This is a genomic window from Janthinobacterium sp. ROICE36 (assembly GCF_002869965.1).
Classification (GTDB): domain Bacteria; phylum Pseudomonadota; class Gammaproteobacteria; order Burkholderiales; family Burkholderiaceae_D; genus Janthinobacterium.
On the sequence record NZ_PEBS01000017.1, the window covers coordinates 1 to 23176 of the forward strand.

Annotated in this window: 25 protein-coding genes; 8 read left to right on the forward strand and 17 right to left on the reverse strand. The window is 61.6% G+C overall.

The annotated features are described in order from the left end of the window. Positions 1 to 250: 250 nt before the first annotated feature. Both CSZ94_RS09315 and CSZ94_RS09320 read left to right on the forward strand, forming a co-directional pair. Entirely contained in the window at positions 251 to 1477 is a 1227-nt protein-coding gene (locus tag CSZ94_RS09315; protein WP_102121309.1) for an SAM-dependent methyltransferase, read from the forward strand. Between the two features lie 102 nt (positions 1478 to 1579). Then, positions 1580 to 2086 carry a flavin reductase family protein gene (locus CSZ94_RS09320; RefSeq protein ID WP_071075349.1) on the forward strand — a complete coding sequence of 169 codons (507 nt, stop codon included), beginning with the start codon at positions 1580 to 1582 and terminating at the stop codon, positions 2084 to 2086. Between the two features lie 38 nt (positions 2087 to 2124). On the opposite strand, the gene CSZ94_RS09325 is transcribed toward CSZ94_RS09320, so the two are convergent. The 11 genes from CSZ94_RS09325 to CSZ94_RS09375 all read right to left on the reverse strand — a co-directional run bounded on the left by CSZ94_RS09325 (position 2125) and on the right by CSZ94_RS09375 (position 13460). Continuing rightward, complete coding sequence (locus CSZ94_RS09325; RefSeq protein WP_180977417.1) at positions 2125 to 2811, reverse strand: OmpW/AlkL family protein; 687 nt, start codon at positions 2809 to 2811, stop codon at positions 2125 to 2127. 99 nt (positions 2812 to 2910) lie between these two features. Next, positions 2911 to 4326, reverse strand: a complete 1416-nt coding sequence (locus tag CSZ94_RS09330; protein WP_102121238.1) for an SGNH/GDSL hydrolase family protein — start codon at positions 4324 to 4326, stop codon at positions 2911 to 2913. A gap of 239 nt (positions 4327 to 4565) precedes the next feature. Further along, positions 4566 to 5588: an L-threonylcarbamoyladenylate synthase gene (locus CSZ94_RS09335; RefSeq protein ID WP_102121239.1), complete on the reverse strand. Its 1023-nt coding sequence runs from the start codon at positions 5586 to 5588 to the stop codon at positions 4566 to 4568. Beyond that, a complete protein-coding gene (locus CSZ94_RS09340; protein ID WP_102121240.1) occupies positions 5585 to 6781 on the reverse strand; it encodes a 5-(carboxyamino)imidazole ribonucleotide synthase in 1197 nt (398 codons plus the stop codon). The genes CSZ94_RS09335 and CSZ94_RS09340 overlap by 4 nt, the downstream gene beginning before the upstream one ends. A 15-nt stretch (positions 6782 to 6796) precedes the next feature. Further along, positions 6797 to 7294 (reverse strand): 5-(carboxyamino)imidazole ribonucleotide mutase, encoded by a 498-nt coding sequence (purE, locus tag CSZ94_RS09345; RefSeq protein WP_102121241.1) that lies wholly within the window; start codon positions 7292 to 7294, stop codon positions 6797 to 6799. A gap of 1 nt (position 7295) precedes the next feature. Then, positions 7296 to 8189: a phosphoribosylaminoimidazolesuccinocarboxamide synthase gene (locus tag CSZ94_RS09350; RefSeq protein WP_102121242.1), complete on the reverse strand. Its 894-nt coding sequence runs from the start codon at positions 8187 to 8189 to the stop codon at positions 7296 to 7298. 107 nt (positions 8190 to 8296) lie between these two features. Further along, complete coding sequence (gene fba / locus CSZ94_RS09355; RefSeq protein ID WP_102121243.1) at positions 8297 to 9361, reverse strand: class II fructose-bisphosphate aldolase; 1065 nt, start codon at positions 9359 to 9361, stop codon at positions 8297 to 8299. 173 nt (positions 9362 to 9534) lie between these two features. Then, positions 9535 to 10983 (reverse strand): pyruvate kinase, encoded by a 1449-nt coding sequence (gene pyk, locus CSZ94_RS09360; RefSeq protein ID WP_102121244.1) that lies wholly within the window; start codon positions 10981 to 10983, stop codon positions 9535 to 9537. 110 nt (positions 10984 to 11093) lie between these two features. Continuing rightward, on the reverse strand, positions 11094 to 12305 hold the full coding sequence (locus CSZ94_RS09365) for a phosphoglycerate kinase (RefSeq protein ID WP_102121245.1): 1212 nt from the start codon (positions 12303 to 12305) through the stop codon (positions 11094 to 11096). Between the two features lie 77 nt (positions 12306 to 12382). Further along, positions 12383 to 12733 (reverse strand): AzlD domain-containing protein, encoded by a 351-nt coding sequence (locus tag CSZ94_RS09370; protein WP_102121246.1) that lies wholly within the window; start codon positions 12731 to 12733, stop codon positions 12383 to 12385. Next, the gene (locus CSZ94_RS09375) at positions 12726 to 13460 is read right to left on the reverse strand and encodes an AzlC family ABC transporter permease (protein WP_102121247.1); all 735 of its coding nucleotides are present in this window, start codon (positions 13458 to 13460) and stop codon (positions 12726 to 12728) included. Before CSZ94_RS09375 ends, CSZ94_RS09370 begins: the two co-directional genes overlap by 8 nt. 258 nt (positions 13461 to 13718) lie before the next feature. Here CSZ94_RS09375 and CSZ94_RS09380 point away from each other — a divergent pair, with 258 nt between their 5' ends. The 4 genes from CSZ94_RS09380 to CSZ94_RS09395 all read left to right on the forward strand — a co-directional run bounded on the left by CSZ94_RS09380 (position 13719) and on the right by CSZ94_RS09395 (position 16023). Continuing rightward, complete coding sequence (locus CSZ94_RS09380) at positions 13719 to 13913, forward strand: zinc-finger domain-containing protein (RefSeq protein ID WP_034780619.1); 195 nt, start codon at positions 13719 to 13721, stop codon at positions 13911 to 13913. 76 nt (positions 13914 to 13989) lie between these two features. Further along, positions 13990 to 14415, forward strand: a complete 426-nt coding sequence (locus CSZ94_RS09385) for a YybH family protein (protein WP_102121248.1) — start codon at positions 13990 to 13992, stop codon at positions 14413 to 14415. Next, the gene (locus tag CSZ94_RS09390; protein WP_102121249.1) at positions 14415 to 15440 is read left to right on the forward strand and encodes a YheT family hydrolase; all 1026 of its coding nucleotides are present in this window, start codon (positions 14415 to 14417) and stop codon (positions 15438 to 15440) included. Before CSZ94_RS09385 ends, CSZ94_RS09390 begins: the two co-directional genes overlap by 1 nt. Continuing rightward, on the forward strand, positions 15433 to 16023 hold the full coding sequence (locus CSZ94_RS09395) for a DUF2946 family protein (RefSeq protein WP_102121250.1): 591 nt from the start codon (positions 15433 to 15435) through the stop codon (positions 16021 to 16023). Before CSZ94_RS09390 ends, CSZ94_RS09395 begins: the two co-directional genes overlap by 8 nt. 3 nt (positions 16024 to 16026) lie before the next feature. On the opposite strand, the gene CSZ94_RS09400 is transcribed toward CSZ94_RS09395, so the two are convergent. Further along, positions 16027 to 17616, reverse strand: a complete 1590-nt coding sequence (locus CSZ94_RS09400; RefSeq protein ID WP_102121251.1) for a beta-barrel assembly-enhancing protease — start codon at positions 17614 to 17616, stop codon at positions 16027 to 16029. A 152-nt stretch (positions 17617 to 17768) separates the two neighbouring features. Between CSZ94_RS09400 and moaC the strand changes: the two genes are divergently transcribed. Beyond that, complete coding sequence (gene moaC / locus CSZ94_RS09405; protein ID WP_102121252.1) at positions 17769 to 18275, forward strand: cyclic pyranopterin monophosphate synthase MoaC; 507 nt, start codon at positions 17769 to 17771, stop codon at positions 18273 to 18275. Positions 18276 to 18296: 21 nt separating this feature from the next. Here the strand turns inward: moaC and CSZ94_RS09410 are convergent, their stop codons facing one another. Continuing rightward, a complete protein-coding gene (locus tag CSZ94_RS09410; RefSeq protein ID WP_102121253.1) occupies positions 18297 to 18656 on the reverse strand; it encodes a DUF6713 family protein in 360 nt (119 codons plus the stop codon). Positions 18657 to 18818: 162 nt separating this feature from the next. Between CSZ94_RS09410 and CSZ94_RS09415 the strand changes: the two genes are divergently transcribed. Continuing rightward, positions 18819 to 19541: a flagellar brake protein gene (locus CSZ94_RS09415; RefSeq protein WP_102121254.1), complete on the forward strand. Its 723-nt coding sequence runs from the start codon at positions 18819 to 18821 to the stop codon at positions 19539 to 19541. Between the two features lie 21 nt (positions 19542 to 19562). On the opposite strand, the gene CSZ94_RS09420 is transcribed toward CSZ94_RS09415, so the two are convergent. The 4 genes from CSZ94_RS09420 to CSZ94_RS09435 form a co-directional block, all read right to left on the reverse strand. Beyond that, positions 19563 to 20027, reverse strand: a complete 465-nt coding sequence (locus CSZ94_RS09420) for a pilin (RefSeq protein ID WP_102121255.1) — start codon at positions 20025 to 20027, stop codon at positions 19563 to 19565. Between the two features lie 215 nt (positions 20028 to 20242). Further along, a complete protein-coding gene (sucD, locus tag CSZ94_RS09425; protein ID WP_102121256.1) occupies positions 20243 to 21124 on the reverse strand; it encodes a succinate--CoA ligase subunit alpha in 882 nt (293 codons plus the stop codon). A gap of 13 nt (positions 21125 to 21137) precedes the next feature. Next, positions 21138 to 22307 (reverse strand): ADP-forming succinate--CoA ligase subunit beta, encoded by a 1170-nt coding sequence (gene sucC / locus CSZ94_RS09430; protein ID WP_102121257.1) that lies wholly within the window; start codon positions 22305 to 22307, stop codon positions 21138 to 21140. Positions 22308 to 22383: 76 nt separating this feature from the next. Continuing rightward, a complete protein-coding gene (locus CSZ94_RS09435) occupies positions 22384 to 22944 on the reverse strand; it encodes a DUF2889 domain-containing protein (RefSeq protein ID WP_102121311.1) in 561 nt (186 codons plus the stop codon). Positions 22945 to 23176 lie beyond the last annotated feature (232 nt).

Below are 23176 nucleotides of genomic sequence, written 5' to 3' on the forward strand. Positions count from 1 at the left end.
ATTTACTGAAAAACGAAAAGACAACCAAGGCCGGCATCGCTACCAAACGCTTAAAAGCTGGCTGGAATGCCGACTATCTCGCCAAGGTCTTGGGCTTGCCGACCTGATGCTTCATGCAATCGCCCTGCGCAGTCAAGGCGGCGCAAAGCAAGCTGGTCAATATAGGTGTAGGCTACGAGAGTAGAAGTTACTAAATAACATTGTTTCTCAATTTGCGGCCCCAGCCGGGGCCGCTGCATTGGAGGCCATTTTGTTTGTACAAAACCAACTCAAGTCCTGGGTCGCCAGCATCCGCAGCAAGACCGCCTTGCCGCTCCGTATAGAATTGTGGAATGGCCAGCATGTGGACCTATCCAGCGAAACGCCGCGCGTCACCATCCGGCTGCCGACCGTCGCCTCGGCGCGCTATCTGCTGAACCCGTCGCTGGCCAATCTGGGCTCGGCCTATGTGGAAGGCAATATCGAAGTCAGGGGCACGGCCCAGGACATGATTTCCATCTGCAATGCGCTGGCGCGCAATACCCTGAAACCGGAAGGCAAGCTGGCCCGCATCGTGCGCAGCTTTACGCACGACAAGAGCAAGGATGCCGAAGCCATCCGCTACCACTACGATGTGTCGAACGCCTTCTATGAACAGTTTCTCGACCCCGCCCTCGTGTATTCCTGCGCCTATTTTGAAGATGGCGATGAAACGCTGGCGCAGGCGCAGGTCAAGAAGATCGACCATATCCTGAAGAAAATCCAGCTGCAGCCGGGCCAGACCCTGCTCGACATCGGCTGCGGCTGGGGCGCGCTGGTCATCCGTGCCGCGCAGCAATATGGCGCCCGCTGCGTGGGCGTGACCCTGTCGGAAAACCAGTACGCGCTGGCGCGCGAGCGCGTGGCGGCGGCCGGCCTCGCGCACCTGGTCGAGATTCGCCTGCAAGACTACCGCGACGTGGCGGGGCAGTTCGACCGCATCACCAGCGTGGGCATGTTCGAGCACGTGGGCCTCAAGCATTTACCCGAGTACTTTGCCATCATCAACAAGCTGCTGGCGCCGCACGGCATGGCGATGAACCACGGTATCACCTCCACCGACCCGGAGAATGGCGAAACGCCATATGGCGGCGGTGAGTTCATCGAGAAATATGTGTTTCCGCACGGCGAACTGGCGCACATCGGCAATGTGCTCAAGACCATGCAGCAAGGGGGCCTGGAAGTGCTGGACGTGGAAAACCTGCGCCGCCATTATGCGCGCACCTGCGCCCTGTGGACGGAGAATTTCGAAGCCCATGCCGAGCAAATTCGTCCTCTGGCGGGCGAACGGCGCTTCCGCATCTGGCACGTCTACCTGGCCGGCTGCGCGTATGCCTTCGAACAAGACCTGATCAGCCTGTACCAGATCGTCTGCGTGAAGGCGGGACGGCGTTCCTCCACCCTGCCCTGGTCGCGCAACTACATGTATGCGCAGGAGACAAGGCCGGCGCGCGTGTAGCCCGATGGGACGTGCGTCAGGCCGCATCGACAGGCCTGCTGGCCACGATTGCGCTGGCATGGCCGATTTTTGGCATAATGTCAGCAAATAGACAGGTCACCCATGAACACACGCTCTCCCCGCGCGCCAGCGCAAGAATTCGATACGACACATTTCCGCCAGGCGCTGTCGCAGTTTGCCACCGGCGTGACGGTCATTACCACGCGCCTGGCCGATGGCAGTTTCCGCGGCTTGACGGCCAGCTCCTTCAATTCCGTCTCGCTGTCGCCGCCCCTGGTACTGTGGAGCCTCGGTTCCGTGGCAAACAGCATGCCCATTTTCAGCGGCAACTCGCATTACGTCATCAATGTGCTGGGCGCCGAGCAGGCGGAACTGGCGCAGCGTTTTGCGCGCCGCACGCCGAATCCCTTCGACGACGTCGAATACGAACTGTCGCGCACGGGCCAGCCCATCCTGAAAGGCGCGTCGGCGTGGTTCGAATGCCACAACCGCAGCCGCTATCCGGAAGGCGACCACGTCATTTTCGTGGGCGAAGTGGAGCAATGCGCGTTTGCCGCGCAGCCGCCCTTGATCTTCCACAATGGAAAATTCAATATACCGCCAGCCTGAGCGGGACAAAAAAAATCCGCCGAGGCGGATTTTTTATTTTACAAGGTAAAGTTGTACCCGATGCTGATACTCACGGCAACCGGGTCGAGCTTGATGTCCTGCGTCTGCCCCGTCGAGAATTTCGCCTTGGTTTTCAGGTAGGTCTTGACCACGGCCACATCGGCAAACCAGCGCTCGTTGATGGCCACGGTACTGCCCACCACCAGGCTGCCTGTCAGCTTGTTGTCCATGCGGTAGGTGACTGGTTTTCCACCCGGATCCAGCAAGGCCGTCATCTGACCCGAGCCGGTTTCCTTCTGGAAATAAGCATACGTCAAGCCTGCGCCCACGTAAGGGCGGATCATCGCATTGGGCTGGAAGAAACGGTACTGGATGAAGGCCGTCGGCGGCAACACTTCTGCCGTGCCCAGCTTGCCCGTGCCCTTGATGGCACCATCGCCCACCAGGTCGTGCTTGTACGGCACGCCGAGGATCATTTCAGCGGAAAAATTGTCCGTGAGCATGTAGGCAAAGCTCAGGATGGGCTTGGTATCTGCCTTGACATCGGCCTTGGTGCCCGGCAGTGCCGGTGCGGAAATGTCGCCACTGTCCACGTGCGGCGTGATCTTGTTGATGCCAGCCTTGACCATCCAGGTGCCTGCGCTTTGCGCCGAAGCGCCCGTCGCCATGGCCATCGCGGCAGCTGCAGCCAGCACGCGTACAGCGGTATTCAAACGATTCTTCATCTTGTCTCCTGATTCATTATGTGCGGAGTGTTCCGCTATCGAGTCTTGTCGCTGCCGACACCGGCCGCGCCTCCCAGGCACAGCCGGTACGGCCATCCCTTACAGCCAGCCCCGCACGACCATGTCCTTGGCCACGTAACGGGCCAGCAACAGGTTATTGAACGGCGTAGGATGCACATCGTCGGCATACGCGTAGTGGCTGACGTCGCCCGCCTTCAGGTTCGTGCCATTGCACACCAGCGAGCTGCCCAGGATATTGCCTGGCGCGGTCAGGTCGCACGCCGTCTCGCTGACATTGGTCAAGCCATACGGGCCGGGATTGACGCCCTGGTCATGGCTGACGGCAAACACGTCGACCAGCAAGACTTTCGCATTGCCGCTCAGGCCGCCGCTCAGTTCGCCATTGAAGGTGCTGACCATGGCATTGATGAGCGCCTTGGTATTGGCATCCTTGCTCAAGCCCGATGGTGTACCGGCCACGTCCGGCAGATTGTTGACCACCACATAGTTGGCGCCCTTGGCAATGATCTGGTCCTTGACCAGCGCTACCAGTTCGGTGCCAGCCTGTTTCATGGCGCCAACCAATGCAGGTCCGTTCGCTGCGGCGTAATCGGCACCGGCCTTGGCGCCTGCAGCGGCGCCGGCGGCGTTACCGGTAACGGTGGCATCGGCTTGCGCCTTGGCCACCAGCGGACCATACACGGTTTGCGAAGATATTCCCGGATCACCGGCAATAACGGCAGCTTGCACGGCAGCACCCACGATCGATGCGGAGGTGGCGCCGGGCGCTGCGGCGGCAGCCGCCACGGCGGCGCCGATGGCTTGCGCCGCCGTGGCAGGATTGGCGGCGTGAGCAGCGAAGGCCGCGACCAAATTGGTGGCAAAGGCTTTCGCGCCGGCAGCGGCACCAGCAGTCGCGCCTGCCGCCTGACCAGCTGCGGTCGCCTTCGCTTGCAAATCACCCAGCAAGAACAGCACGTCGTTACCGCCGGCCATCACGAAAACGGCTTCCGTGCCGCTGAACTTGCCGCCGGAAACGGCGAGGTGGTTCGCGATCTGCGTCACCACGGGCACGGTCAGGGCGCCCAGCTCGCTGCCCGTCACCTTGTTGTTCGGGCCAAACGGATTGGTCACGCGCGAGCCGCCCATGGCGTAGCCGTAGCAACCAGCATGCTTGACGCGCGGCACGGCCAAGCCCTTCAACGCATTGCCTTCCAGGCCAGTTTCGGCGGCGCATGGCGCGGCCAGGCCGAATTGCGCGGCCAGATGCTCGGTCCAGTTCTTGCCCGTCAGTTCAGGATTGATCTTGGTATTGTCGCCATTGATGGTGAACTTGCCGCCACCTTTCGCCAGCACCGTGCCGACGGCATACGAACCGACATCGGACAGGCTGTCGCCGAACGACACCTGCGCCGTGTATTTGACTTTCAAGGCTTGATCACCGCCACTGGCACCGCCGCAACCTGCCAGGACAGCCGCAGCCAGCACGGCCAGCGCGAATTTTGTTTGATGCATTTTGTCTCCTCGGTCTTTTTTCTGGTTTCTAAACGAACGGGCGTGCTATTCGCTACCCAACTAATATGCCATCGTTCTGTAGGCTTGTATAGAAAATATGTTTTAAAAATCAACGAAATAACAACACCGACAGCGCCCTGTCACTAGCGGGCGATCGGATGAATTATGGAGGATTTAAGATGGTTCGTGGCAAGCATCTCTATTGCGCTGCATCAAGAAAAAGCCCCTTTCGGGGCTTTTCATGATGCGGACAGAAGCTGCTGTAAGATAGCACTTGAGCCGAACGCGGCGCGCCGCAAACGGTCATTCACGCCCAGCCACTCGGGGCCGGTGGGCGGTGCTTCGACGAGTATCAGTTCGGCGCCGACCTGATCCATCGTGCGCAGCGAGGCATACAGCGCATGCGCGTAGTTTTCCGGGGTCGCTGCCAGGCGCACGCTGGCGCTGGCCGGCGGCAGATCCGAGTAATGGATCAGGGCCACGCGGCGCCCGTCGTTGAGCAAGCGGTTCAAGGTGGCGCGCACGTCGTCGCTGTGTTGCATCGCAACAGGCGTGTGTGGCGCGTAATGCGATTCCAGCGTGCCCGAGGCACGCGGCGCGGCCGCGTCCGCCACAGCCGGTGCGCGGCCAATCACGGCAGCGATCTGTGCGCTGCTGATATGACCGGGACGCAGCAGCACGGGACCGTGCGTGGCCAGGCGCGACAGGTCGATGATGGTCGACTCGATGCCCACCTCGCTCTGCCCGCCATCGAGGACCAGGCCCAGCAAGCCGCTGTCCAGTTCCACCGCGAATTCATCGCGCACATGCTGCGCCGTGGTTGGACTGACATTGCCGAATTTGTTTGCCGACGGCGCCGCCAGGCCGCCCTTGCCACCCTTGAAGGTGCCTAGCAATGCGATAGCCACCGGGTGCGACGGGCAACGCAAGCCCACCGTATCCTGGCCGCCGGAGACGGCGTCGGGAATATGCGCGGCGCGCTTGACGATCAGGGTCAGCGGACCGGGCCAGAAGGCGGCCACCAGTTGCTGCGCCTCGGCCGGAATGTCATCGGACCAGTGCGCCAAGTCGGCGCCAGGCGCCACGTGCACGATCACGGGGTGGTCCGAGGGACGGCCCTTGGCTTCGTAGATGCGCGCCACGGCGACCGGGTTTTCCGCATCGGCGCCCAGGCCGTACACAGTTTCCGTCGGGAAAGCGACGAGGCCGCCCGCTTCCAGCACTGCAACAGCCGCTGCCAGGTCTTGTGCGGGCACGCTCACGGCGCGATTCCCAGGATCAGGCAAGCGTCGCGCAGGCGCTGCTGCGCTTCTTGCAAGGTGGCCGCGATCAAGGTCAGGTGGCCCATCTTGCGCCCGCGACGCGGATCGTCCTTGCCGTACAGATGCAAACAGGCACCCGGCAACGCCAGCACCTGGTCCCACGCCGGTTCGCTGGCAACATCGCTGCCGTCGGCAAACCAGGCGTCGCCCAGGATGTTGAGCATCACGGCAGGCGAATGCTGGCGCACGTCGCCCAGCGGCAGGCGCGCCATGGCCCGCACCTGCTGCGCGAACTGGCTGGTGACGCAGGCATCCATCGTGTAATGGCCGCTGTTGTGCGGACGCGGCGCCATTTCATTGACCACCAGGCTGCCATCGTCAAGCACGAAAAATTCGATGCACAGCACGCCGACATAGCCGAGTTCGGCGACCATGGCTTGCGCCGCCCGCTGCGCCTTGGCGGCGCAGTCGTCCGACACGTTCGGGCCCGGCACGGTGGTGGTAAACAGCACGCCGTCGCGGTGTACGTTTTCGGCGATCGGGTACACGACCGATTCGCCGTCCACGCCGCGCGCCGTCAGCACCGACACTTCATACGCCAACGGCAGCATCTTTTCCAACAGGCAAGTAACTTGTCCCATTTCCGCGAAGGCGGCGCGCACTTCGTCGCGCGTACGCACGCGGAACTGGCCCTTGCCGTCATAGCCCATGCGCACGGTTTTCAGTATGCCTGGCAGCAAGTCGTCGGCTATGTCGTCGATATCGTGCTGCGTGGCAATCACCATGTGCGGCGCCGGCAGCACGCCGGATTTGCCCGCGCAGGCGACAAAGAAACGCTTTTCCGCGATGCGGTCTTGCGCCACCGACACGCCATGCGCATCGGGCGCGACGAACACGCGTTCGGCCAGGCGCGACAGGCTGTCGGCGGACACGTTCTCGAATTCCGTGGTGACGGCCAGGCATTGTGCGGCCAGGGCGTCGAGGCCGGCGGCATCGCTGTAGCCGGCATTGATGAGGCGCTGCGCCACCTGCCCCGCAGGGCAGGCGTCCGACGGTTCCAGTACAGCCACCTGATAGCCCATGCCCTGGGCGGCCTGGGCAAACATGCGGCCGAGCTGGCCGCCGCCCATCACGCCCAGCCACGCCGGTGGGTTGGCGACGGGCAACAATGGGGAAGTCGATTTACTATTCATTATTTTTCAAACACATTATTCAGGCAAGACCATGGCCTTGGCGGCGGCCGTTTGCGTGGCACGGAAGGCTTCGAGCTGGTCGGCCAGGGCGTCGTCGTTAGCGGCAAGCATCGCCACCGCCGTCAACGCCGCATTTGCCGCGCCCGCTTCGCCGATGGCGAAGGTGGCCACCGGCACGCCCTTGGGCATTTGCAGGATCGACAGCATGGAATCTTCGCCGCGCAAGTATTTCGATGGCACGGGCACGCCCAGCACGGGCACGATGGTCATCGCCGCCACCATGCCAGGCAGGTGGGCCGCGCCGCCGGCGCCGGCGATGATGGCGCGCAAGCCGCGCGCGCGCGCGCTTTTTGCGTAGGCATACATTGCGTCGGGCATGCGGTGCGCGGAAATGACTTGCGCTTCGTACGGCACGCCAAACTGTTTCAGGATGGCAACCGCGTTCTGCATCACCTCCCAGTCCGAGGACGACCCCATGATGACGCCGACCAGCGGCTTATTGTGCTCGCTCATCTCAGGCCTTCAGCTTCTCGCCCGTCAGGCGCTCGATGGCTTCAAAATACTTGGACTGGGTTTTTTCGATGACGTCGGCTGGCAGCGCAGGCGCCGGTGCAGTCTTGCCCCAGGTCAAGGTTTCCAGGTAGTCGCGCACGAATTGCTTGTCGAACGACGGCGGCGAGATGCCAGGCTGATACGAATCGGCGGGCCAGAAGCGCGACGAGTCGGCCGTCAGCACTTCATCCATCAGATGCATGACGCCATTGTCGTCCAGGCCGAATTCGAACTTGGTGTCGGCGATGATGATGCCGCGCGTGGCCGCGTACTCGGCCGCAGCCTTGTACAGGGCGATGGCGACGTCGCGCATCTTGGCAGCCAGTTCCGCGCCGATGCGCTCTTCCATTTCAGCAAAGCTGATGTTTTCATCATGCTCGCCCAGCTCGGCCTTGGCCGCCGGGGTGAAGATCGGCTCCGGCAGTTTTTCCGCCTGTTGCAGGCCGGCTGGCAACTTGATGCCGCAGATGCTGCCTGTATCTTGATAGTCTTTCCAGCCCGAACCGATGATGTAGCCGCGCACGACTGCCTCTACCATGATGGGTTTCAAGCGCTTGGCCACGACGGCACGGCCCTTGACTTGCTCCACTTCCTCGGGCGCCACCACGGATTCCGGCGCCACGCCGGTCAGGTGGTTCGGCACGATGTGGCCCAGTTTCTCGAACCAGAAGTCGCTCATGTGATTGAGCACCTTGCCCTTGCCGGGGATAGGCTCGTTCATGACGACATCGAAGGCCGACAGGCGGTCCGTGGTGACGATCAGGATCTTGTCGTCGCCAACGGCATAGTTGTCGCGGACCTTGCCGTGGCCCAGCAATGGCAGGGAATGGATGGAAGTCTGATAGAGGCTGTTCATAGCGGGGGAATAGTTGGATGAAACGAAACCGGCAGGCAGGAAAGGCGCCCGCCGGTCGAGAAAATCGGGCACGGAGATACCGCTTCCGGCCCGTTCCAGACAGAATTTTACTTCACAATTTGCGACAGCTCGCCGGCCTTGTAGCGCTCGGCCATTTTTTCCATCGTAACGACCTTGATTTTCGAGGCCTGGCCTTCGCAGCCGAAGGCTTGCATGCGGGCGCGCACGATTTGCTCGGCGGCCAGGCGGGCTGGCTTCAGGTAGTCGCGCGGGTCGAATTTCGACGGGTTTTCAAACAGATACTTGCGGATCGCTGCCGTCATCGCCAGGCGGATGTCGGTGTCGATGTTGATCTTGCGCACGCCGTGACGGATGCCTTCCTGGATTTCTTCCACCGGCACGCCATAGGTTTCCTTCATGTCGCCGCCAAATTCGCGGATGATGGCCAGCAATTCCTGCGGCACCGACGAGGAACCATGCATCACCAGGTGGGTGTTCGGGATGCGCGCGTGGATTTCCTTGATGCGGTCGATGGCCAGGATGTCGCCCGTTGGCTTGCGCGTGAATTTGTACGCGCCGTGCGAGGTGCCGATGGCGATCGCCAGGGCGTCGCACTGGGTGCGCTGCACGAAATCGGCCGCTTGCGCCACGTCCGTCAACAGTTGCTCGCGCGTCATGGTGCCGTCGGCGCCGTGGCCGTCTTCCTTGTCGCCCTTCATGGTTTCCAGCGAACCGAGCACGCCCAGTTCCGCTTCCACCGTCACGCCGATGGCGTGCGAGAATTTCACCACTTCACGCGATACTTCCACGTTGTATTCGTAGGAAGCGACCGATTTTCCGTCCGCTTCCAGCGAACCGTCCATCATCACGGACGTGAAGCCCGAGCGGATGGCAGCCATGCAGACGGCTGGCGACTGGCCATGATCCTGGTGCATGACGACGGGAATGTGCGGATACGCTTCGACGGCGGCGTCGATCAGGTGGCGCAGGAAGGCTTCACCGGCGTACTTGCGCGCGCCAGCGGACGCTTGCATGATCACCGGGCTGTTGAGCGCATCGGCGGCAGCCATGATGGCTTGCACTTGCTCCAGGTTGTTGACGTTGAAAGCAGGAATGCCATAACCGTTTTCGGCGGCATGGTCCAGCAGTTGACGCATGGATACGAGAGACATGGTAATACTCCAGAGAACAATAGAAACCGTTGCGGCGCTTCGCGGTCGATGACCGCGCCGGCGCCTGAATTCTTCAACTACATGACACAAGAACGTCCAACAAACTGTTCAGGGCTAGGCGCGTTGCCGAAGGCAGTACGACTAACAACGCCCTGGGCGGTTTGTGGGCGTTCTTATTCGAATTCGCCGACTGTGACGATTTTCAGGGCATTCGTGCCGCCCGCCTGGCCCATCGGCTCGCCCCAGGTAACGACGATCATGTCACCCTTTTTGACGATGCCCTGCGCCACCAGCAGCGCTTCCGCCTGCTTCAGCACTTGCGCGCTGGGGGCGTTCTGCATCAGATGATACGCCCGAACATTGCGGTACAGCGCGGCTTTGCGCAAGGTTGTCACACTGGGCGTGAGCGCGTAGATCGGCGTGTCGATGCTGTGGCGGCTCATCCACAAGGCGGTGGAACCGGATTCCGTCAGCGCCACGATGGCTTTCACGCGCAAGTGATGGGCCGTAAACAGGGCGCCATACGCGATCGACTGGTCGATGCGGGTAAACGTGACGTTGAGGAAATCAGCATCAAGCTTGTTGTATTCGGACTGTTCCGCTTCGACGCAGATGGCGGCCATCATTTCCACCGTCTCGATCGGGTACTTGCCCGAGGCCGTCTCGGCCGACGTCATGACGGCGTCCGTGCCGTCCAACACGGCATTGGCCACGTCGGACACTTCCGCGCGGGTGGGCACGGCGTTGACGATCATCGATTCCATCATCTGCGTGGCAGTAATGGCCAGTTTATTCGACGCGCGCGCCATCTTGATCATGCGCTTCTGCAAGGCCGGCACGGCCGCATTGCCCACTTCCACGGCCAGATCGCCGCGCGCCACCATGATGCCGTCGGAAGCGTCGAGAATTTCTTGCAGGGCGGGAATGGCTTCCGCCCGCTCGATCTTGGCGATCATCATCGGCTTGTGGTGATACGCTTCGCCCGCGATATTGGCCAGCTGGCGCGCCATTTCCATGTCGGTCGCGCATTTCGGGAAGGAAATGGCCAGATAGTCGGCCTGGAAACTCATGGCCGTCTTGATATCTTCCATATCCTTGGCCGTCAGCGCAGGCGCGGACAGGCCGCCGCCCTGACGGTTGATGCCCTTGTTGTTCGACAACTCGCCGCCTATCTTGACGGTGGTGTGGATTTCACTGCCATGGATGCGCTCGACGATCAGCACAATGAGGCCGTCGTTCAGCAGCAGCACGTCGCCCTTGTGCAGGTCGCGCGGCAAGGCCTTGTAATCGAGGCCGACCCGTTCCTGGTTGCCCAGTTCGCCATTCTCGCCCCACTTGGCGTCGAGGATGAAGCGCTCGCCAGCTTCGAGCTCGATGCGCGTGTTTTCAAACTTGCCGACGCGAATTTTCGGGCCCTGCATGTCGGCCATGATGGCCACTTCCCGGCCGCACTCAAGCGCCGCCAGGCGTACCAGCGCGGCGCGGTCGATATGGTCTTGCGCCTGGCCGTGGGAAAAATTCAAACGCACCACGTCGACACCCGCACGTATCATTTTGACCAGGATATCGAAGTCAGTGGAGGCGGGGCCGATTGTTGCTACGATTTTTGTACCACGTGGCATAGGAATCCTTGTGCGCGAGCGAAAGTGAGCAAGGCCGGCAAGATGCTGCATCCGGCAAGGTAAAAGCGCAGCGGTCAGGCTGCGCTTGGTAGCACTACAGTCAGACGGTATCAGCCAGCACGTTGCACCAGAATTTCCACTGCGGGTAAAGTCTTGCCTTCCAGAAACTCCAGGAAAGCGCCGCCGCCCGTCGAGATATAGCTGATTTTATCGGTAATGTCGTATTTGGCAATCGCCGCCAGGGTATCGCCACCGCCGGCGATGGAAAATGCTTTCGATTCGGCAATGGCCAGCGCCAAGGTTCTGGTGCCGTGGCCGAACTGGTCGAATTCGAACACGCCCACGGGGCCGTTCCACACGATGGTGCCGGCGGCAGCGATCTGCTGCGCCAGCAGGGCCGCCGTTTTCGGGCCGATATCGAGGATCATGTCGTCGTCCGTCACGTCGGCCACGTCCTTGACGGTCGCCACAGCCGTGGGCGAGAACTCCTTGGCGCACACGACATCGACGGGAATCGGCACTTGCGCGCCGCGCTTGGCCATGATCTCGATGATGGCCTTGGCTTCTTCGACGAGTTCCGCTTCCACCAGCGACTTGCCCACGTTCAAGCCGACGGCCTTCATGAAGGTGTTGGCGATGCCGCCGCCGACGATCAGATGATCGACTTTGTCGGACAGGGCTTTCAAAATGGTCAGCTTGCTCGACACTTTCGAACCGGCGACGATGGCCAGCAAGGGGCGGGCCGGTGCGTGCAAGGCTTTCCCCAGCGCATCGAGTTCGGCGGCCAGCAGCGGGCCGGCGCAGGCGACGGGCGCGAACTTGGCGATGCCGTGCGTGGACGCTTCGGCGCGGTGGGCCGTGCCGAACGCGTCATTGACGTAGATATCGCACAGTTTCGCCATTTTTTGCGCCAGCTCATCGTTGTTTTTCTTTTCGCCCTTGTTCACGCGCACGTTTTCCAGCAGGACCACCTGGCCGGCAGCCAGATTTTCCAGGCCGGCGCCATCGATCCAGTTTTGTTTCAGTGCCACTTCCTGGCCCAGCAACTCGGACAAGCGGGCGGCCACGGGGGCCAGGCTGTCGGCCGGCTTGAACTCGCCTTCCGTCGGACGGCCCAGGTGCGACGTCACCATGACGGCGGCGCCAGCGTCGAGGGCGGCGCGGATGGCCGGCACCGAGGCGCGGATGCGCGTATCTTCGGTGATCTTGCCACTGTCATCTTGCGGGACGTTCAGGTCGGCGCGGATAAACACGCGCTTGCCTTGCAGTGCATTTTGGGCGATCAAATCTTGCAGACGGTTGAAGTTGAGAACAGCTGACATGGCGATCCAGATGACGAGTGGAAGGAAGTGCGCTATTTTACCGCAATGACCAGACCACATCCCCGATTTGTCCTGCTTTACTGAAAAACATGCAACAGTCGCAAGCCCGTGAAAACCAGCATGCCAAACACAATGGTTTGCAGCATATTGCGGCGCATCACGAAAAAGAGCGTAGCGGCAATACCCGACAAGAGTTTCAAATTCGACAATTCGAAGTACACTTGCTGCCCCTCCATCAGCATGTCGGGCGCGATGATGGCCGCCAGCGCGCAGGCCGGCGCATAGCGCAGCATCTCGTTGATCCTGCGCGGAATGCTGATGTGATGGCCGACCAGCCAGAAGGTGCTGCGCGTGGCGGCCGTGGCCACCACCAGCACGGCGATGGCGATCCACACATCGGTCCTGCCCCAGTCTATGCCGTCAAACATGGCGTTTGTTCCATTTCTCGGTCAATTCTTCCACGGCCATGGCGCTGACCATGCCCACCACCACGGCCACCAGCAAACCCAGCTTGTATGGCAGGCTGAACGCCAGCACGGCCACCGTGCCCGCCACCAGCACGCCGCACAAAGCGGCGCGGTTGAGGATCAGGGGCACGGTGACGCACAGGATCGCCAGGGTCCCGGCAAAACCCAGCCCCCATTCGGCAGGGACGACGGCACCCAGCACGATGCCGATGAAGGAACCGATTTGCCAGGCCAGCCAGTTGGGGTAAATCAGCCCCTTGAGAAAGGGCAGCTTGGCCGGGTCCGGTGTTTCATGGGGATAGCGCTGCAGGAACAGGCCCACCGTGATATCGCCCGCCACATAGCCGAGCGCAAAGCGCTGGCGCCACGGCAAATGGGAAAAATGGGGGGCCAGCAACACGGAAAAGATGACAAAACGCAAATTGACGACGAGGGCCGTGGCGAAAATCACCCACACGGGGGCGTGCGCCGCCAGCAGGGGCAGGGAGGCGAGCTGGGCCGAGCCGGCAAACACGAACAGCGTCATCGCCCCCGCCTGCGCTACAGTCAGGCCGCTTTTCACCATGGCCACGCCCACCACCATGCCCCAGGCGGCGATGCCCAGCAGGCTGGGCGCGCCCAGTGTCAGGCCGGCGCGCCAGGCGTCTTTCAGCAGGGCATCGTCGCTGGCGGCCGGGACGGCGTTCACGCGGCGCTCCGATGGGCGCACTGTGGTAACAGCACAACAATGGTGCGCGGAGAAAGGCTACGCAACGGTAATACCGGCAAGGCAAATCCAGTCAGTGTGGCGCTGCAGCTGCCATATTGTCGCAAAAACCCGCGCCGCAGCCGCAGATGATCAAGCCGCCATTTTAGCCATGATTTTTGCTGTCTGCCTGAATCCGTTAAAATCGTACTTTTGGCAGCAGCCGACTTCCTTCCATACAGCCTCACGGAGCATGACAAGATGACAAAAACCACCCAGCCAGCGGTCGAACTCGACAGTAAAGACTTGCCAGCCCACTGCCCTAACCCGGCCATGCCGCTGTGGTCGTCGCATCCGCGCGTGTTTCTGGAATTCAACAAAGACGGCATCGCCAAGTGCCCCTACTGCGGCACGGCGTATACCCTGAAGGAAGGCGCCAGCGCCGGCCATCATTAAACTGCCCAGCGGCGCGCCCCCAGCGCGCCGTTTTTATTTGCATCAACTTAGTTGTACCGCTCAAGCCGGAGTCGTCATGAAACGTCTGAAAGAACTCAATGGCAGCGCCGCCGAAGTCGAAGCGGCGTTCTACGATGCCTTGCACCGCGCCGACCTTGAAGCGCTGATGGCGCTATGGGCCGACGATGAAGAGATCGTCTGCATCCACCCGGGCGGCGCGCGCCTGATCGGCCATGCCGCCATCCGCGCCTCGTGGGAAACTATTTTGACGGGCGGCGGCCTGCACATCGTGCCGGCACAGCTGCATGAAACGCACAATTTGATGAGCTCGGTGCACACCGTCATCGAAGGCGTCACCCAGGAAGAAGGCGCTCCGGCGCACTTGCTGGCGACAAATGTGTATGTGAAAACGCCGCGCGGCTGGCGCATCGTGCTGCACCACGCCTCCGTCGCCCCCGGCGGCGCGCCGGCCGATGCCACGGGAGCGCAGATCCTGCATTGATGACGTTGCCCCTATCCTATACCGCCCCGCTCTGGCTGCCGGGCGGCCACGCGCAGACGATTTACCCGGCCGTGTGCCTCGCCAAGCCGGCCATGGCCTACCGCCGCGAACGCTGGCAAGCGCCCGATGGCGACTTCGTCGATGTCGACTTGGTGGACGGCCGGCCGGGCCAGCCCTTCGTGGTGCTGTTCCACGGGCTGGAAGGCTCGTCGAACAGCCACTACGCGCGCGCCCTGATGGCCGAGGTGGCCGCGCGCGGCTGGTCGGGCGCCGTGCCGCATTTTCGCGGCTGCTCGGGCGAAGCCAACCTGGCGCCCCGTTTTTACCATTCGGGCGATGCGCAGGAAGTGGACTGGATCGTGCAGCGAGTGCGCCCGCGCGCGACGGGAAAATTTTACGCGGCCGGCGTCTCGCTGGGCGGCAACGCCCTGCTGTGCTGGCTGGGCCAGTCGCAGCACCAGGCCGAGTTCATCGATGCGGCGGTGGCCGTGTCGGCCCCGCTGGACCTGGCGCAAGGGGGCAAGGCCCTGTCGTCCGGCGCCAACCGGCTCTACACGCGCATGTTCCTGAACACGCTCAAGCCCAAATGCCTGGCCAAGCTGGAACAGTTTCCCGGCCTGTTTGCACGCGACGCCATGCTGGCCGCGCGCGACTTGCATGCCTTCGACAATATCGTCACGGCGCCCCTGCACGGCTACCGCGACGCCGACGATTACTGGCACCGCGCCAGCGCCAAGCACGTCTTGCAGGACATCAGCGTGCCGACCCTGGTGCTGAATGCGCAAAACGACCCTTTCCTGCCCGGGCGCTACTTGCCGCGCAGCGCCGCGCCGCAAGTCACGCTGGAGTATCCGCGCCACGGCGGCCATGTCGGCTTTGCCGCTGGCAAGTTACCAGGAAGCACACGCTGGCTGCCGCAACGCCTGATCGCCTTTTTTGAAGGCGGCAACACGGCGCCCTCTTCGCCGCAAAGCTGTCACGCTGCTAGCGCGCAAACGCATATGGAAAACGCTAAACATGGATGAACTCGTCAAACAGGCGCTGGCCAAATGGCCGAACGTGCCCCACTGCTACGGCTGGCTGGGCCTCGATGCGCGCGGCCACTGGCGCATGCGCGACCAGCAAGCGCAACAGCAAGAATTGCCCGGCGACAAGATCGCCCACACAGCGCTGTTGGGATTTATCAACCGCAATTACGACCATGACGAACGGGGCTGCTGGTTTTTCCAGAATGGCCCGCAGCGCGTGTATTTGAATTTGGAAGCGACGCCGTACATCGCCCGCAGCGATCCGCAGCACGGTTTTGTCTTGCAGACAGGCGCGCCACTGGCGACCATCGACGCCGCCTGGCTATGCGACAACGGCGCGCTGATCCTGCGCCAGGGCGACAGCGTGGCGCAGGTCGATGACCGCGACATGGCGCAGGTGCTGGCGTCGCTGCGCATCGACGGACAGGTGGCTGGCGACGAGGCCCTGCTGGCCTGGCTGGAAAATGCTCGGGGAAACTTGGTGTTGTTGCATGACGGCAAGGAGATTGCCGTACAGCCGCTGGCCTATGCCAGCGTACCGCACACCTTCGGTTTCCAGCGCGCGCCGCAAGCCGAATAGGGGCTAGCCCTTCTGGTCCTTGATCTGTTCGCGGCGCTTTTCCTGCAGTTCGCGCTCGCGCGCATCGATCACGGCCTGGTCATAAAAAGTCGCATCCGTCGATTTGCGGGCGATCGTCAGCTGGTCCAGCGCGGCCATCGTGGCCCCCTGCAGCACGTAGGATTCGGCCAGCGCCATGTGCTGCAAGGTCATCTTGCCCTGGTCCGCATAGGATTTCGCCAATAAATCATACAGTTCCGGCTCTTCCTTGTAGAGCTGCACCTGGTCGCGCAGGTACAAGGTGGCCGGCTCCAGCTTGCCGGCAGCCATCAATGCTTCCGCATACTGATGGGCAATGCCGCGCGAGAGGGGAAACTGCTGGCGCGCCGCGTCCGCCGCCTTCAGGGCTTGCTGCGCCACCTCCTTCTTCTGCGCCGGCATCAGCAGCACTTCCAGCCCCATCGCCGCCAGCAGCGAATTGGGGGCCTGCGTGCCGCCCGAGGTAAACACATTCGGCCCTGCCGGCTGGTGCAGGGCGGCATTGGCCGCATCGAGTTCCTTCTGCGCATCAGCCGGCTTGCCCTGCTTGACGGCGACAAAGGACAAGCCGTAATGGGCGGCCACCACCTGGAAACGGCTTTGCTGTTCCAGCTGCGTCTTGAAGACGGCCCTGGCATTCAGCAGGCCTTGCACGCTTTCATCCTGCAGCACGCGCGCGCGCGCGCGGGCCAGGTGGAAACTCAGGCTGTCCGGACGCTGCTTGTAGGGCTGCTCGCGGATGCGCGCCTGGATGTCGGCGATGCGCTCCGTCGTCAGCGGGTGCGTCTGCAGATAGGCGGGCATCAGGTCGCTGTACGAACGGCTGGCCGCCTGCATGCGGCCGAAGAAGGCCACCATGCCGGTGGTATCGAAACCGGCTTCGCCCATGATCTGGAAACCGATGCGGTCGGCCTCGCGTTCGGCATCGCGGCCGAAATTGAGCTGGCGCTGGATGGCCAGGCCCTGGCCGGCGGCAAACACGCCCAGCGCCACATCGCCGCCCGCGCGCGATGCGAGCGCCGCCAGCAACATGGCCGCCAGCGGCATCAGGGCATCCTGGCGCTGCTGGCCCAGCATGCGCGCGATATGGCGCTGCGCCACGTGGCCGATCTCGTGCGACAGCACGGACGCCAGTTCCGCCTCCGTTTGCGCCGCCAGCACCAGCGCCGAGTGCACGCCGATGAAGCCGCCGGGCAAGGCAAACGCGTTCAACTGGGGATCGCGCACGGCAAAGAAGAAATAGTCGTAATTCGTTTCGCCGCGCACGCTGGGACGCGCCGCCACGAGGGCGTTGCCGAAGGTATTCAGGTATTCCAGCAAGGGGGCATCGTCGAGATAATCGCGGTCGCCGCGAATGCCGCGCATGATTTCCTCGCCGATCTTGCGCTCCATCGCCGGCGACAGGTCTTCGCGCGAGGTATCGCCCAGGTTCGGCAGGTTCGGCGCCGGCGGCACGGCCAGCGGCGTCCAGCTGCTGGCCGGCTTGGCGGGCGCACTGGGGGCTGGCGCCGCCTGCGCGGACGTATAGGTTTGCGCTAGCGCAAACGGCGCCGCCAGCCACAATGCAGCCAGCATGGATGCGCGCCGGGAGCGGCGCAACCAGGCCGCAGCGGCGTTTTCAAGTACGATCGGAAGGGGAGTTTTTGAATTCACGGGTGCTATCATACCTTGTTAGCGGCGCCCATTCCCACGCGTGCCGCGCCCCACTCCTCACCTATTTTGACGCCATGACAACAGCAGACAAGCAAGCCCCCGCCGGGGAACTGAGCCATTTCGACGCCACGGGCCAGGCCCATATGGTGGACGTGGGCAGCAAGGAAGACACGCGCCGCAGCGCCGTGGCCGCCGGCACCATCCGCATGCAGCCCGCCACCCTGGCCTTGATTATTTCCGGCAACGCCAAGAAAGGCGACGTGCTGGGCATCGCCCGCATCGCCGCCATCATGGGCGCCAAGCGCACCAGCGACCTGATTCCCCTGTGCCACCCGCTGGCCCTCACGCGCGTCACCGTCGACTTCGAAGTGGAGGTAGCAGCCAACAGCGTGCACTGCCGCGCCCAAGTCGAGACCACGGGCAAGACGGGCGTGGAAATGGAAGCGCTCACTTCCGTGCAAATCGGCTTGTTGACGATCTACGACATGTGCAAGGCAGTCGACCGGGGCATGGTCATGACGAATGTGCGCGTGCTGGAAAAACATGGCGGCAAGTCGGGCGATTGGCACGCCGAGCTGTAACTATGCAGCCTGGCGCGCCAGCTAGCCCTTGGCGCGGCGCACGTCGCACAGCAGCCAGACGGCACTGGCCAGGCACAGCACGATGATGGCCATCGACAGGGGCAGGTGAAACTGCTCCAGCCCTGCCAGCGCAAAGCCGGCATGGATCAGACAGGTTCCCACGCCCAGCGCGGCGCACACGGCCGCGTAACGCCGTGCGTGCGTGGTGCCAAGCAACACATGCCGGTAACCCACCAGTACCAGGACAATCGCCGCCAGGTTAAACACCAGGAAACCCTGTATGCCGCCCGGCACATGGAACATTTCCCATTCGCGCCAGTAGGCCGCATCGACCTGATGCAGGATCAATAACAACATCGTCCAGAAGTAGCTGCGCAGCATAAAATTTACATTCGTCAATATTGACGTAATTGTAAAGCCTGAACCGCCACCCGGCACGCGCACATGGCACAGTCGATGCCAATATGAATTTCATTGATATAGGTGCTTTTTCATCAAGAAATCATGCATACTGCGAGTCGACAATATCAAGATGAGCATCGCATGACAAGCAACAAGCCCGCAGCGGAAAACAAGCTCCAAGACTTCGAATTCGAGGCCATGAATCTGCAGGTGGGCGGACGCATCCAGTTCATTACGCACCGCACCATCAAACCCATCCAGCATTTCTCGACCCTGATCGGCTATGTGAAAGACGAGTACCTGATCGTCAAGATCCCGATGGAAAGCGGTGCGTCCATCGTGCTCAACGAGGGCGACAAGCTGACCATCCGCGTGTTTTCCGGCGTCACCGTGTGTTCGTTTGCGTGCAGCGTGCTGCGCATCTTCGGCCGCCCGCTCAATTATGTGCACCTGAGCTTTCCCGATGCCATCCAGGGCACCAGCCTGCGCACGGCCATGCGCGTGAAAGTGGACATTCCGGCGCAGCTGAGCTACCGCGACGTGGCGGCCGTGCCCGTGTTCATCGTCAACCTCAGCGTCTCGGGGGCGCTGATCGAGGCGCCCAGCATGCTCACGCCCGATGACGAGGGCGTCGCGCTCAGCTTTACCCTGCTGGTGCAGCCGAACAAGCATCAGATGCGCGTCAATACGCGCGCGCGCATCCAGAACGTCAGCGTGGGCAAGCCGTCGAACGGCAATACCGCCAACGTCGCTGAAATCTATACGTATGGCGTGCAATTCATCGACCTGGAACCGACCCACTACACCCTGCTGCAAAACCTCACCTATGAAGCGCTGATCGCGGACCGGCAAAAAATCGTCTGACACGGGCGCGGCATGCGCCGCTCACTGCGTCGCCACCACCTTGGAAATATTATTCCTGGTAATGGCTTCCTTGACCGCCGCATTCGTCACGCTGGTGCTGTTAAACCAGCTCAGGCTGCTGGTGCCAAGCTGCAACTCCATGCTCACCGTCTGGCCCCCCATGCCGCTGCCCATGTCGCCCGCCAGCGTCAGCTCGATATTGCCCTTGTCGACCTTGGCGCCGGCCACTTCGCGCGTCGGGCTAAAGATGGGGATAGCGCTGGGCACGGCCTGGGTGGGAGTGCTGCAAGCGGTCGCCAGGCCTCCGTTTTCCTGCACGCACAGGGCCACGGCTGTCTTCAGGGGCGCGGCCGCCGCCAGCACGTTGCTGACCTTGGCCCGCATCGTATAGTCGCCGTACTGGGGAATGGCCACGGCCGCCAGGATGCCGGCGATGGCCACCACGATCATCAGTTCTATCAAGGTAAATCCGCTCTGCGCGCGCATAGTCTCCTCCCATGGTACCGTTGCTCAAGCCAGCTACGATGCAAGCGCCATGCCAGCGGTGCGCCCGGGCGGCGGCGGTACACATGGAAAGAAAAGCGACACATTTGGGCAGGTTCGGACCAACGCTGTCGGCCCAGGCCGGGAAGCGGCCTGTCTTGCGGACGAAAAAAAAGGAGCCGAAGCTCCTTTTTGGTACTACGTGAACCTGGCTGGAATTACAGCATGGCTTTCAGCAGACGCGCCATTTCCGACGGGTTTTTGGTCACGGTGATGCCGCAAGCTTCCATGATTTCCAGCTTGGCTTGTGCCGTATCGGCACCGCCCGAGATCAGCGCGCCGGCGTGGCCCATGCGCTTGCCTGGAGGAGCGGTGACGCCAGCGATGAAGCCAACGACCGGTTTTTTCATGTTGTCTTTGATCCAATACGCCGCGTTGGCTTCGTCCGGACCACCGATTTCGCCGATCATGATGACCGCGTCGGTATCAGGATCGTCGTTGAACATCTTCATGATGTCGATGTGCTTCAGACCGTTGATCGGGTCGCCGCCGATGCCGACTGCCGACGATTGACCCAGGCCCAGTGCGGTCAGCTGACCTACTGCTTCATAGGTCAGGGTGCCCGAACGCGACACCACGCCGATGCTGCCTTTTTTATGGATATGACCTGGCATGATGCCGATCTTGATTTCGTCTGGCGTGATCAAGCCTGGGCAGTTAGGGCCCAGCAGCAAGGTTTTGCTGCCCGACTTGGCCATACGGTCTTTCAAGGCCATCATGTCACGGACAGGAATGCCTTCGGTGATGCAAATGGCCAGATCCATTTCAGCTTCAACAGCTTCCCAGATCGCCGCTGCCGCGCCTGCTGGCGGCACGTAGATCACGGAAACGTTGGCGCCGGTTTCTTTTTTCGCTTCGGTCACGCTAGCGAAAATAGGAATGCCTTCGAAGTCTTCGCCGGCTTTCTTCGGGTTCACGCCTGCCACGAAGGCAGCTTTGCCGTTCGCGTAGTCGCGGCAACCGCGGGTGTGGAACTGGCCGGTCTTGCCGGTGATCCCTTGGGTTACGACTTTGGTATCTTTATTGATCAGAATGGACATGTTGATTCCTTAATTAAGCTTGACCAGCAGCGGCGGCGACGACGCTCTTTGCTGCATCTTCCATGGTGTCGGCTGCGATGATAGGCAGACCGGAGTCGGCCAGCATCTTTTTGCCCAGGTCTTCGTTGGTGCCCTTCATGCGCACGACCAGCGGTACGTTCAGCGAGACAGCTTTCACTGCGGCGATAACGCCTTCAGCGATCACGTCGCAACGCATGATGCCGCCGAAAATGTTCACCAGGATGGCTTTCAGGCCTGGGTTTTTCAGCATGATCTTGAACGCTTCGGTCACTTTTTCTGCCGTGGCACCGCCGCCGACGTCCAGGAAGTTGGCTGGCTCGCCGCCAAACAGCTTGATGGTGTCCATGGTGGCCATGGCCAGGCCGGCACCGTTCACCAGGCAACCGATGTTGCCGTCGAGCGAGATGTAGGCCAGGTCGAATTTCGACGCTTCGATTTCAGCTGGATCTTCTTCGTCCAGATCGCGCAGGGCGACGATTTCCGGATGACGGAACAGCGCGTTCGGGTCAAAGTTGAACTTGGCGTCCAGGGCGATGACTTTGCCGCTGCCGGTGACGATCAGCGGATTGATCTCGGCCAGCGAGCAATCGGTTTCCCAGTATGCTTTGTACAGGCCTTGCAGGTTGACGCGGGCATCGACGATGGAACCGGCAGGCACGCCGATTTTGGTCGCGATGTCGTCTGCCTGGGCATTGGTCAGGCCAACGCTAGGCTCGATGGTCACGTGATGGATCTTCTCAGGGTGGCTCTCGGCCACTTCTTCAATGTCCATGCCGCCTTCGGAGGAAGCCATCAGGACGATTTTCTGGGTAACGCGGTCGGTGACCAGCGAAACGTACAGTTCTTGTTTGATGTCGGCGCCTTCTTCCACCAGCAGGCGGTTGACTTTCTGGCCTTCGGCGCTGGTCTGGTGCGTGATCAGCTGCATGCCCATGATCTGGTCAGCGTATTCCTTGACCTGTTCGATCGATTTTGCCACTTTCACGCCGCCGCCCTTGCCGCGGCCACCTGCGTGAATCTGCGCCTTGACGACCCACACCGGGCCACCCAGGGTTTCCGCAGCCTTGACGGCTTCGTCGACGGACATGCACGGAATACCGCGTGGTACCGTCACTCCATACTGCCGGAGGATTTCTTTGGCTTGATACTCATGGATTTTCATGCTGGCTTCCCTTCTGATACTGATGTGTAAAAATACGGTTAGTGGTGCAAAAAAAACAGGAAAAATAGCGCCGGGATCACGCTTTGGCTACCCAGCGCGGGTAATACCGTGCAACCGCCCCGCCATCGGTGCGCAGGGCGTGGCATTTGTCGAGTTGAAACGGCTTTTCATGCGGCAAATCAGCATTCTCACCGTCGCGGGTCGACCAGACATCGCCGGCAAATGCCTGAACTGTCGCAGTCGGCAAGACTTGCGCCAATTCGGTCAAATGGGTACAACCGGCGATTCCCGCCAGGCGCTGTTTCAAGTCGCGGCGGAAATTCTTCAATAAATTCAGACCGATCAGCGCCCTGTAAGCGGGGCCGATGGTATCGCAAAAACCGGGATAGGGTACGGCATCGGAGGCAGCTTCGGCCTCGACGATGGTCAGTTCGCGATCGACGGTAATGCGTAAATGAAGGTCATGCAGGGGAGTACCGGCGGGACGGGGGCCGGAGGCCAGCATCGCGTCATAGCTTTTGATATCGGTGATACGGGCGTCAATATCCCACAGGCCGTCGTCGCGCATATACGCTTGGACGTCGATAACGCGGGAGTGCCGTAGGGCGCGCCGGGATACGGGAGTTGACAGGGGCATAAGACCGATGCCGCTTGCGCGGCCATAATTTAGTAAGCAGCCATGTGCATAAAGCACGCTGTTCGCAGCTTCTACGAACAGCAACCGCACCTGCGGCGCCGCAAAAACCCTAAAAGTGTAGCACATTGGGCGCTGGTTGCGCCGCAACATAATTTTTCATTGCTTCGATAAAAACATTTCAAATTATAAATAGAAACAGTGATTTTCATGAAGTCATTCACAAAACGAATGA